This window comes from Vibrio sp. L85, from assembly GCF_963871815.1.
In the GTDB taxonomy this organism is placed as follows: Bacteria; Pseudomonadota; Gammaproteobacteria; order Enterobacterales; family Vibrionaceae; genus Vibrio; species Vibrio harveyi.
This window is the reverse complement of the sequence record NZ_CAWMYL010000116.1, coordinates 13431-25735: the sequence shown is the minus strand read 5'-3', so window position 1 is coordinate 25735 and position 12305 is coordinate 13431. Positions and strand designations below refer to the sequence as shown.

The 12305-nt window shown below is 45.3% G+C and carries 8 protein-coding genes and 1 other RNA gene; 1 reads left to right on the top strand and 8 read right to left on the bottom strand.

Annotation, left to right across the window (positions count from 1 at the left end):
* Positions 1–10 precede the first annotated feature (10 nt).
* The 3 genes from AACR11_RS12290 to AACR11_RS12280 form a co-directional block, all read right to left on the bottom strand.
* The gene (locus tag AACR11_RS12290) at positions 11–1462 is read right to left on the bottom strand and encodes an MATE family efflux transporter (RefSeq protein ID WP_005446645.1); all 1452 of its coding nucleotides are present in this window, start codon (positions 1460–1462) and stop codon (positions 11–13) included.
* Between the two features lie 63 nt (positions 1463–1525).
* On the bottom strand, positions 1526–1945 hold the full coding sequence (locus tag AACR11_RS12285; protein WP_005446643.1) for a CBS domain-containing protein: 420 nt from the start codon (positions 1943–1945) through the stop codon (positions 1526–1528).
* Between the two features lie 384 nt (positions 1946–2329).
* Positions 2330–3949, bottom strand: a complete 1620-nt coding sequence (locus AACR11_RS12280) for an NAD(P)/FAD-dependent oxidoreductase (protein WP_005446641.1) — start codon at positions 3947–3949, stop codon at positions 2330–2332.
* A 232-nt stretch (positions 3950–4181) separates the two neighbouring features.
* On the opposite strand from AACR11_RS12280, the gene fdxA reads away from it, so the two are divergent.
* The gene (fdxA, locus tag AACR11_RS12275) at positions 4182–4505 is read left to right on the top strand and encodes a ferredoxin FdxA (protein ID WP_005431654.1); all 324 of its coding nucleotides are present in this window, start codon (positions 4182–4184) and stop codon (positions 4503–4505) included.
* A gap of 90 nt (positions 4506–4595) precedes the next feature.
* Here fdxA and AACR11_RS12270 read toward each other — a convergent pair whose 3' ends face one another.
* The 5 genes from AACR11_RS12270 to AACR11_RS12250 form a co-directional block, all read right to left on the bottom strand.
* The gene (locus tag AACR11_RS12270) at positions 4596–5330 is read right to left on the bottom strand and encodes an RNA methyltransferase (RefSeq protein ID WP_005446638.1); all 735 of its coding nucleotides are present in this window, start codon (positions 5328–5330) and stop codon (positions 4596–4598) included.
* A gap of 184 nt (positions 5331–5514) precedes the next feature.
* The gene (locus AACR11_RS12265) at positions 5515–8268 is read right to left on the bottom strand and encodes a cation-translocating P-type ATPase (protein WP_029789982.1); all 2754 of its coding nucleotides are present in this window, start codon (positions 8266–8268) and stop codon (positions 5515–5517) included.
* A gap of 860 nt (positions 8269–9128) precedes the next feature.
* An RNA gene (ffs, locus tag AACR11_RS12260) (signal recognition particle sRNA small type) lies at positions 9129–9225 on the bottom strand.
* Positions 9226–9368: 143 nt separating this feature from the next.
* Complete coding sequence (locus tag AACR11_RS12255) at positions 9369–11366, bottom strand: GGDEF domain-containing protein (RefSeq protein ID WP_029789981.1); 1998 nt, start codon at positions 11364–11366, stop codon at positions 9369–9371.
* A 174-nt stretch (positions 11367–11540) separates the two neighbouring features.
* Entirely contained in the window at positions 11541–12284 is a 744-nt protein-coding gene (locus tag AACR11_RS12250; protein WP_005446632.1) for a hypothetical protein, read from the bottom strand.
* Positions 12285–12305 lie beyond the last annotated feature (21 nt).

Below are 12305 nucleotides of genomic sequence, written 5' to 3'. Positions count from 1 at the left end.
TTAAGCAAAATTACGCTTTTTCTTCTTCCAAAGCCGTTGCGACTTCGTCGATCAATACCGCGTCATGCGAACAGAAAGGCTGAGTGTTAACACAAGTAATCGCAGGGTCATCTTCAATAATGTCTTCCCCAAAGTTCTGCATCAGATCTTTGATGTGCTTGTTCAGTACTACCAGTGCAAGTAAACCAAATACAATCGTACCCACCGCTTGTCCATATAGCACACCAAGTGCGCCATACCATTGAGCCCCAAAGTACACAAATGGTAATGTACCAATTGTCGCTTTACCCAAATTCAATGCCGTTGAATAAAGCGGTTTACCAAGGTTGTTAAACGAGGTATTCGCAACAAATAAAGTGCCATTGAATACAAATGTGATAGCAACGTAAGTGCAGAACGCGACAACAATAATCGCGGCATCCCCCGTCAAACTAAACATAGCGACGATGTAATCTTGCAAAACATAAAGCAAGGCACAAACACCCAGCGTGTAAATAGTGGTAACCAACAAAGAGTCTGTCAGTGTTCGCTTCACGCGGTCCATTCGCTCCGCGCCAAAGTTCTGCCCAATGATAGGACCAACCGCACCAGACAATGCAAAAATCACAGCAAAGCACACTGGTGTTAAACGCCCTATCACCGCAAATCCTGCGACAAAGTCCTCACCGAATTGAGCAATATGTGTCGTTACAATCGCGTTGCCAATTGGCGTTGCGGTATTAGTGATGATTGCAGGAATGGCAATCGCCAAAATCGGCTTAAGGTTATTTTTGAAGATATCGAATGTTGGAAAGGACACCAACTGATGCACTTTCACCAGCGGATAAAGGGAGAATGCCAATACCGTAAAACGAGCAATCACCGAAGCCGCCGCCGCACCTTCCACGTTCCATTTGAAGACAAAGATAAAGAGAGGATCAAGAATCGCGTTAACGATACCACCAGCCAACGTGGCCCACATCGAGCGTTTAGCATCACCAGCAGCACGCAAACCTGCACCGGCTGACATACCTAATGCCAAAATTGGCGCACTTGGTAGAAGAATGTTGAGATACGCTTCAGCACGCTCCGCCGCAACTCCTTCCGCACCAATGGCTGCGAGTAATTCGGGAATGTGGATGAACATACCAATGGTAATGACCAAGCTGATCATAAAAGCCACCAGCATGATGCTACCACTGGTCAACTTCGCTCGTTCGAAATCCTTTGCACCGATCGCTTTGGAAACTAAAGCGCCCATCGCTATCGAGGTACCTATCGATGCTGAAGTTGAGAAGAAAATTAATGTTCCCGCGAAACCAACCGCCGCAGCCAACTCGACCTGCCCTAACATACTGATGAACAACATATCAAGCAAATCGACGACAAACAGCGCCATTAAACCCACGGAACCCGCTCCGGACATCACCAGAATGTGGCGCATGGTTGAACCTTGGACAAACTTTGCGTCTTGCGTAGACATATTCTTCCTCAACGACAAAAAGACGCCGTAGCGTCTTTCGTCTTCATACTTATTGTTTTGTTATTAAACGGGGTGTTTGAAACATTCGTTCAGCGTTTTTCCTATCGCTCTCAGCACATCGCGTCTTGTAATCACACCGACGAGTTTCTCTTTATCATCTACCACAGGGTACATTTTTGGCTTGCCTATCTTCATCATGTCGGCCAGCTCAATGATCGACATATCCGGCGATACAGACAAAACATCATCATGCATACACTCTTCTACTGTGTGCGTGTCCTGACAGTGATAACTGGCTTTAACGAGTTTGTCCAAAAGGTCTTGTTCAGAAAGGAATCCAATGACTTTCTCGTTTTCGTCGATAACAGGTCCACCTAGAGTAACACTTTGCATCACCTTGTCCAAAGCCGCCGTCAACGACATGTTCTTGGTGAAAGTCACTGCCTGTAACGTCATGTAATCTTTAACTTTTAGTGAGTGCATTCTTATCTCCTTAGCGGCACATTTTTGCTGCCTTTAAGATAAGTGTCGTCTAATTTCTTGATTTTACTAAATGGAAATTAGCAATTTTATCCATAGATTTAGTCTATCGATCTCTAATCGAATCAATACATAAGACAAAACAATAGATGCTCAGTTGCATATTTATATACCATCAACACCGCCCTCAGCTCGATGAATAACCATGAGAATATAAAGCATGAGAAGAGGTTGGATAAGTAACCATGAGAATATAAAGCATGAGAAGAGGTTGGATAAGTAACCAGTCGTTCAGAAATTTAAATGAGAAATAACTAGCTATGCAGCAAAGACAAAAAAGCCAGCCTATAATCGGGCTGGCTTTCGACGTTATATCACGCGACTAAATTATGCATTTTCCAGTGAAGCTACGATGTCACGCGCTACGGCTTCCGCCACTTTGATACCATCAATACCCGCAGAAAGAATACCACCAGCATAACCGGCACCTTCACCCGCAGGGAAGAAACCTTTTAAGTTAATGCTCTGGAAGTCTTTACCACGCTTGATGCAAACTGGAGAAGACGTACGTGTTTCAACACCTGTAAGCAAACCATCTTCTGATGCAAAACCTTTGATCTTACGATCGAATGCTGGAATCGCTTCACGAATCGCTTCAATAGCAAATGCAGGTAGCGCTTTTGACAGGTCAGTCAATTTGATGCCCGGAGTGAACGATGGCTCAACATCACCCAGTGCGCTTGGATCGCGACCTTTCAGGAAGTCACCAATTTTCTGCGCTGGTGCGTCGTAGTTCTCACCACCAAGTGTGTAAGCGCCCGATTCCAGTTCACGTTGGAAACGGATACCTGCTAGTGGATCGCCTGGGTAATCTACTTCTGGTGAGATACCGACGACGATTGCGCTGTTCGCGTTACGCTCCGCACGAGAGTACTGGCTCATGCCGTTCGTTACTACACGACCTTCTTCAGAAGTTGCCGCAACTACCGTACCACCAGGGCACATACAGAAGCTGTAAACCGTACGACCATTCTTACAGTGGTGAACCAGTTTGTAGTCTGCAGCACCAAGAATTGGGTGACCTGCGTTTGGACCAAAACGCGCTTCGTCGATCATCGACTGTTTATGCTCGATACGGAAACCAACAGAGAATGGTTTCGCTTCCATGTAAACGCCACGGTCGTGCAGCATTTCAAAGGTATCACGAGCACTATGACCTACCGCTAGTACTACGTGACGAGATTTGATCTCTTCACCGTTTGATAGCGTTACGCCTGTGATTTGACCATCTTCCATATGCAGATCGTCAACACGAGTGCTAAAGCGGATCTCACCACCTAGCTCGATGATTTTCGCGCGCATCTTCTCGATCATGGTAACCAGTTTAAAGGTACCGATGTGCGGCTTACTTACATATAGAATTTCTTCTGGGGCTCCAGCTTCAACAAACTCAGTGATCACTTTGCGACCGTAGAAGTTTGGATCTTTCACTTGGCTGTAAAGTTTACCATCAGAGAAAGTACCTGCACCGCCCTCACCAAACTGTACGTTCGATTCTGGGTTAAGTGTACGCTTGCGCCAGAAGCCAAACGTGTCTTTAGTGCGCTCACGTACTTCTTTACCACGCTCAACGATGATTGGGTTAAAGCCCATTTGAGCCAAAACCAAACCCGCAAAAAGACCACAAGGACCGAAACCGATCACCACTGGGCGCTCTGTTAGGTTCTCAGGTGCTTTCGCCACAAACTTGTATTCCATGTCAGGTGTTTGGCGAACGTGTGGGTCTTTTTCAAATTTCGCTAGCAACGCTTCTTCATCACCTTCAACGATGATGTCTAGCGTGTAGATAAGATGAATATTGGTTTTCTTACGAGCATCGTAGCCGCGTCTAAAGACATTAAAAGAGATAACTTTCTCAGCAGCAATGCCAAGCTTTTTAGTAATCGCGTCCAATAGCGCGCCTTCCTCGTGATCAAGAGGAAGTTTAATTTCATTAATACGAATCATGTGATGTCTCGTTATGGTAGGTGTCTTAGCCAGAACTGCTATTTTCTCCTCGTTAATATCAAGGGTGAAAAAGCAGTCAGCTCACAATGGCGCGCATTTTACGAGAAATTGAATTGTCTGTCATACTAAATCCAAGTTGCGCGGCGGAATTAACGTAGCGAATGTTGAATTTTGCCTTGGGATGAGTATTATCCCCATTCTTCAATTTTGACTAACTTAAGAGCTGATTATCATGGCGTTTGTCGTAACCGATAACTGTATCCAATGTAAATACACTGACTGTGTCGCGGTATGCCCTGCTGATGCCTTCCACGAAGGTCCAAACTTTATGGTAATCAACCCGATTGAATGCATCGATTGTGGCTTGTGCGTGGATGAATGTGCCGCAGCCGCCATCTTCCAAGAAGACGAGCTACCAGAAGATCAAGTGATCTACAAAGAGCTCAACGCAGAACTTGCAGAAATCTGGCCGGTACAAACTGAAGTGAAGCCAGCAATGGATGAAGCAGAAAAGTGGAACGGCGTGCCAAATAAATTGGACATGCTAGAAAAATAAGCGCATTAAAACGAAAAAAGCGTAATGAACCTCAACTTGAAAAAGTCTGGCTCGTTACGCTTTTTTTGTATCTATGATTCGTTGCTGCGATTAGCTGTGTTGACGACGCATGTTGTCCAGAATAATACCTGTCGCCATTGCTACGTTTAGAGACTCTGCACCACCAAATGCTGGAATAGTAATCTTGTCAGTCACAAATTTAGACGCCGCTTCACGCACACCATGAGATTCGCTGCCCATCAACAAAATACCGTCTGCTGAGAATTCCGTTTTGTGCACGCTCTCGCCTTCAAGAAAAGCACCATACACAGGCAAGTTTGCCTCTTCTAAGTAGCTTGGTAAATCCACTAGGCTAACTTGCACACGACCAAAGCTACCCATGGTTGCGCTGATGGTTTTTGGGTTGTATGGGTCGGCACAATCCGTACTCGCGATGATGTGCTCGATACCATACCAGTCTGCTACGCGAATGATCGTACCTAGGTTCCCCGGATCAGATACGCCATCCAACGCAATCATCAAGCCTTTTGCCTGAGGTACGGTTACGTTTGGAATTTCAACCACAGCAATGGCTGCGTTATTGCTGACCAGGGTACTTGCCTTGGTTAAGTCATCAAGTGACGCTTCAATACATTCGAAACCGTTTAGTTCTTGGCTGTGCTGCTCTAGAAACTCAGCAGTCGCAAAAATCTGCTTTACCGTGAGCGAGCTGTTCGCTAACTCCAGTACGTTCTTTTCACCTTGAACCAGAAATAAGCCGTGCGCTTTACGCTGCTTCTTTTGACCTAAAGCACGCAGCAGTTTTAGTTGGTTTTTTGAAATCATGAAAATATCCCAGATGAAAGTTGGTGAAGTACCAGATGAAAACGGAGAGGATTATAGAGTAAACCTTCGCACAGCTAAAGAGATGCCTTGCTTGAGAGAAAAGAAAAGCCCGCCAAGCTATCACTCTCGGCGGGCTTTAGGTCTCTGTCGCTTCCCTATGCTGCAAGAATCGACATCACCATTCTTAAACGACTTTGGTTTTCGTCATCTCTTTGATACCAGACAAAATGAACGTCGGCAGTGAAGACACTAATATCACACCAAATAGGTGACCAGCACTCAGCGCCTCGGTATTAAAGATAAGCTGACCAAGACTCGTGTAAATAACGCCAAGAGACAGCATTGCTGATACTGCGACTGCCCCCAGTAGGTATTTGTTGGTGAATGGGTTCTTACGATATAACGAGTTAAACGTACGCGAATCAAACAAGTGCCATAACTGGGCAAAAATCAACATTGCGAATGCCATTGTCTGTGCATATTGAGCGCTTTGACCGCTACTCAATGCCCAGTTGAACGCCAAATAACTCATTCCGCCTAATGCTAAACCACGCGTCACAATACGTGTACCAAGATGGTCGCTGAAGAAACTTTCGTTACGCTTGCGCGGCTTACGTTCCATCAAGTCTTTCTCTTCTGGCTCAACACCCAACGCCAAAGCAGGCAAGCCGTCAGAGGCTAGGTTAATCCAAAGAATCATCAATGGCGTGAGTGGTAGAATCGCCTCAGGTCCCATCATCAAGAAAGCAAATAAGATAACCGACACTTCACCCACGTTCGCTGTCAGTGCTTGGCGAATGAACTTACGCAAGTTATCGAAGATCTGACGTCCTTGGCGCACGGCTTTCACGATCGTACTGAAGTTGTCATCCAGAAGGATCAAATCACCTGAATCTTTGGCCACCGAAGTACCGGTAATACCCATCGCAACACCAATGTCAGCTCGACGAAGGGCAGGAGCGTCATTAACGCCATCACCCGTCATCGCTGCCACTTCATTGTTGTGCTGCTGAGCTTGAACGATACGCAGCTTGTGCTCTGGCGTCACGCGGGCAAAGACTGCCACTTCCGGGCAAATCTTACGCAATGCCTCATCGTCCATTTCATCCAGTTGTGCTCCCGTTATAACCAAGTCTTTTTCACTGCGGATAATGCCGATTTCGCGTGCAATTGCCGCTGCAGTGAGTGCATGGTCACCCGTGATCATTACCGTGCGAACGCCAGCGTTGTAACAACTCTCTACTGCATCTCGAACCTCTGGACGCGGTGGGTCCATGATTCCATACAAACCAAGCACGGTCACATCTTTCTCTAGCTCAGCAGGATCACGCTTTAGGTCATCCTCTGTCAGCTCTTTGTAACCCACCGCCAAAGTACGAAGCGCTTGCTCTGCGAAGTCCTGAATTGCCGCTTCATAATTCGCGATGACCTCTTCTGCTGGACTTGCCGCTAACGCAAGGCTACCTGTCGACATGGTTGGAGCTGTTGGTAGCTCACCACCATCAACCATAAAACCAGAGGCATTACGCAACACCACATCTGGCGCACCTTTGATAGCGAGGAAGTGCTTACCATCAGGTCCTTTAACAATCACTGACGCCATCTTACGTGCAGAGTCGAATGGGAACTTCTCGACGATAGAGTAACCGCCTGTTGATAGCATGTCTGATTGTTCCAGACCCGCTTTTGCCGCGGCAACAATCAGTGCACCCTCGGTTGGGTTACCACGCACTGACGAATTATCACCATCTTTGATGTATTCCGCATCATTACACAGGGTCGCAACTACCAAGCCTTTCATCATTTCTGGGCTTTGCTTTGCATCAACCGTATGACCTAGAGGTTTGAATTCCCCCTCAGGGCTAAAGCCTTTGCCCGACACTTCCCAGTAACGACCACTTGCATCGTACGCTTTCATTACCTGCATTTGGTTTTGTGTCAGCGTACCGGTTTTATCCGAACAGATAACCGTGGTTGAACCGAGCGTTTCAATCGCAGAAAGCTGCTTCGCCAATGCGTTGTTCTTCACCATACGTGTTGAGCCCATGGTCAACACAATTGAAATAACCGTTGGTAGACCTTCTGGAATTGCTGCTACCGATAGAGAAATACCCGTGTTGAGGATTTCGAGCCAAGGCATACCATGGTAAAGACCGATACCACAAACCACAGCAACCACACCCAAAGCCGCAACCATCAAGGTCTTCGCGATGGTATCCATACGTTCTTGCATTGGTGTTTTGGTTTCTTCGGTGTTTGCCATCATATCCGCAATATGACCGACTTCCGTCTTCATGCCTGTGCTGACTACTACACCTAAGCCTGTACCTGTCGTCACAATCGTGGTCATAAAGCCCATATTACGCTGATCACCAAGACCAACGGTTTCGTCTTCAATCACCTTGACGATTTTATCAACCGGCTCAGACTCACCAGTAAGCGCAGCCTCATCTACTGCGAGACGGTTCGCTTCGATGATACGCACGTCCGCTGCGAGGATGTCACCCGTATTAATCTTTAGGATATCGCCTGGCACAATGTCACGCGCCAAGACATCAACCCATTCTCCATTACGACGAACTTGTGCGGTTGGGGCTGCCATTTCTCGCAGTGCTTCCATGCCCTTCTGAGCTTTAAACTCTTGCCAAAATGCAATGATGGCATTGATGAAGATGATCACAGTGATGGCAATCGCATCAACTAGGTGACCAGTGAAGAAGGAAACAATCGCACCAATACCCAGAATGAAGATCAATGGGTTCTTAAATTGGTGTAGAAATAGCTCAAGCGCAGATTTGCCTTCTTGCTCTTGTAGCTCATTTTTGCCGTGTTCAGCCTGACGCTGTTCTACTTCTTCCGAAGTCAGACCTTGCTCAGTTGATACATTAAATTGAGTCAGTGTTTCTTCAACCGACTCAGTAAACCACTTTTTAGTCATGGGGGTCTCCAAAAAGCATTCAAGCGACATCAGTACAATTTCAAACTGATAAAAAGCATTCGCTGAATAGAATTGAGTTAAATCACCTCGCTCGTCACCTTTGCACCGTTTATTTTCATTTTGAATATTTATCAAGAATCTATTCAGTGTTATGTCAGCGAGTAAAAATAACCTACCCGAACCAATGAATACTTGTAATTAACTTTCAGCCCCGAAAAAGGCGAATGCGGACGAATCTTTGACCCCAATCAATCTCAATTTTATTTTGTCATACAAAAAATAAAACAAGTGTAAAAGATCATGAATAAGACCCCGAATAGACGGAAAATACACTTCATATTTCCCGAAAAGTGTAATTTTTCTACAGATTAATTTTCTTAAAGGTTGCTAACAAATCTAACAAGCAGACAAACCATTCGAATAAACAGGAACGAGAAGATAAAAGAATTGCTAACAGAAAATAATGATGCGAGCACTGTAAGAATATAAAGACTTGCATTCATCGGTAATGAATATTTATTTTCTGAGCATATTCTGGGACAAATGAATAACGCGGGGAAAAACGCGACTTTAGATTCCTTACCATAGAATGAAGCTCGTCCATGTGTACCCAAGTAACCTCGAGATGCTTGGTTCCGCGAGAATGACTTGGTTTGAAGGCGAGGCAACAATTTGAAGATCTAGTGGTTCTAAATCGAAAATTGTTAACGAAGCATGCGAACCAAGGCAACTCGCCCTTCGGGAGCATGTCACTGAAGCAACTTGGGTATAGGTACAGAAATCAGGGTATTGAATGGCTCTAAAGTGCAGAAGATAAAAACGAAAAAGCCCCGCTGTATAAGCGAGGCTTTTAAAGGGTGGGACCCCAGCCACATCCCGGCACACAAGTCACACGCTGCGGCTGCTTCCTTCCGGACCTGACCGAGTTCACGAGCTATTGTTGCGAGAGGACCAGAGCCCCATAATTCTTGCTTTGAGAGCTTGTCTCAAATGATGTGAGGATTATTCAGCATCGCCTCTCGGATTGCAAGGGCTAAAGCGACGAATTTGTCCTTTTCACTTCCGTTTGGACAAAACTCGGTCAATTCAGTCTATTAAAGCTAAACCATACAAGGGTTTGCTTCATTACAATTCCGGGAAGCTTGTTTGCTCGAGTACATATCTTCATCTGCTAAATGCAGCGCTTGCTCTAGACTAACGCTTCGTTCTCGCTTGGCGGAAACACCCACAGAAATAGTTACCACATTCAAACCATCAGATTGTTCGTCTTTGACATCCAGTGAACTCAGCTCTTCAACCGCTCGACTTAACTGAACCTCAGTAGGATAACCAAGCAAAATAAACTCATCACCACCAATACGATAACTTCTACCCGCCCACACACGATGTATTTTGAGCGACAGCAATTGCAACACTTTATCCCCTGCTCGATGTCCAAACGTATCGTTGATTTGCTTGAAGTGGTTAATATCGAGATACAAGACCGCAAGATCCTTTGGTACACCCTGTCGGTACTTAAGTTGTAACGAGCGTCGATTTCTCAATCCAGTCAAGTTGTCAGTGTTTGATTGACGGTATAGGTACAAGCTGACACCAACCGCAAACACCAGCACAAAAACAAACACAGCTTGAGTCTGCGTCGCCAAACGAACTTCATATTCTAAGGCGGTTCGCCAATCTGGTCTTAAGTCATACTGAGCAACAATTTTCTCCAAATCTAGCATGGAGATTGCTCGACTAAAGTATGGGGCGAGAATTTCACCACGCTGATTGGTTGTTAACCCTATCGACAATTCCGATTCGTAAAACTCACCAATCGCATCGTCTTGTTCAATTGGAATTAACTCACTCAAACGTAAGAAATGATTCAGCATTGCGGTGTCCATCGCAATGTAATCAATCTCTCTGGCTAACAAGGCATCTAATGTTGCTTGCTGAGAATCAAATCGCTTGAGTTCTTTTAATGGCAGCATTTGGGTAAGCATTTGATCAAAAAAGTCATCTTTTACCACACCAATACGTTCAGAAATAAGCTGAGAAACATGGGAATATACGTTGGGCTTGTAGCCCAAGCGTTTCACCATAACCGACGTTGGTTGGTAATGAGGTTGAGGGAAGTAACTGAAAGCACGTCGTTCTCGACTGATGGTCAGTGGCGCTAATAAATCGAATTCACCTTGGATAAATTGGGCGTACATGGACTCCCAACTTTCATCAGGCTTGCTGATAACCACACAATTCAAAGCCAAAATTTTACAGCTTTTCATTACGACGTCTGCAGTCATCCCTTCGATAGAGCCGTCCTCTTTATAAACCACGTAAGGAAAGATAGATTCAAACTTGATAGTAAGAGGCTGCTCTAAATCGATTGGCAGTCGTTTGATAGATTCACGCAATGCTGTCTGTCGAAGTTCAAACTGATATAGCGCAACTTGTTCGCGTAAATGCTTTTGTACCGATTCATCGTGAATAAAATTGGCAAACGTCGACAACTCATCAAGATGTGATCCTTTCTGGCTAACAATAGAAACAGGCTTGATGGAGATTTGGTCATTAAGAAGTTTGGCATCAAAGCCTTCTAGCAACATAGGTTTGAGTTGATTGATAGCATCTACTACCCCATCAACTTGACCAGAACGTAGCAGTGCCACCGCTTCTTCATGCCCTTGATAAGGAACTTGAAGCAACTCAGGGTAGTTTTGTTGAATAAGCTCTGCATAGATGGTGTCTTTTGGTACCCCAACAACACTCGCTTCACCTAAGGTCGCGTCATTCAAACCATACAGATAAGTATATTCAATGTTAGTTGGACGTGAATAACTGAACTTCAGTGCACGTTCTGAGGTGTAGGTGATATTCGCAGCAAAGTCGCTCTCACCGTTCGCAACAGAATCCCAAATAGCGTCGAAACTCGAGTAATTCACGTACTGGATCGAAACACCAAAATGTTCTGCTACTGCGTCAAATAACACGCGAGTAACGACATCATCCGCCTCTGTCGCTACCTTATAATTAGGGGCTTGTTCCGGTTCTGCTTTGAGGCTCAAACTCAATAGAAAGCAAGCAAAAACCAACAGCCTTTGAACTACTTTAACCATGACAAACGTTTCTAAAAGGACCCTTCATACATATTGAAGGTAGGATTGAATTTTTATTATTAAATGCACAATAAATATGAAAGGCCGAACATATAACATTCGGCCTATTATTTCATAAACAAATCAAGAGTCTGCCGCACGGGTCACTATTTACCCAGAGCGACTACAACTATTTCATAACTCTGCCTGCTCATCGCTACTACGTAAGATGTAGTCCGTCATCCAAGCCGTTCCGAGCAAACAAATCCAAACAACAAAGACAGGGTTTGGTACTTCAATGTTTGGGCTAACGACTAATGCAGCGAACCCTACGGTCGGCAAAGTCCAGCAGAGCAACTTACCCCAACGCATCGAATTTCGAATCTTAGTTAACGCCTCCATAGAAGCCAGAATTCCCGTAATACTTAGTGCGACAAGCACAGCATAAGGCAAATCAGCTAACCACAGTGGCAGCAACAACAGCAATGACCACCAACTGTGTTTTTCTGAAGGTTTCCAATGATTTGCTGCCCACCACATGACTATCACTGATAAGGTTTGTACCACTGTCAACCATGCAGAGCCATCAAGCTTCCCGGCTTGTTGTGTCACCATAATGCCTACTTGTAAGGTCAATACAATCAGACCAGCGGTAAGCAATACGCCTAGTGAACTACGACGTGAGAACACGACCATTAATAGTGGGAATAGGATCAAAACGCCCACTGACAATGCAATCGGCTGCATCGACAGAGTGACACCATAAACGGTCATGGCACCGAGCAGAATCAAACCGGCAATTCCTCCTTGTGGCAATATCCACAGTGCGGGAATCATTAAGGCGAGAACGGGGATCTCTCCTTCGCTCAAACTGATGGCACGAGCACACACCACGGCAAGAAGAGTCGTAATAAGAAATTGAAGTGTCGAAAAAATCATAGCGCCTCCTGGCTTCCCCAA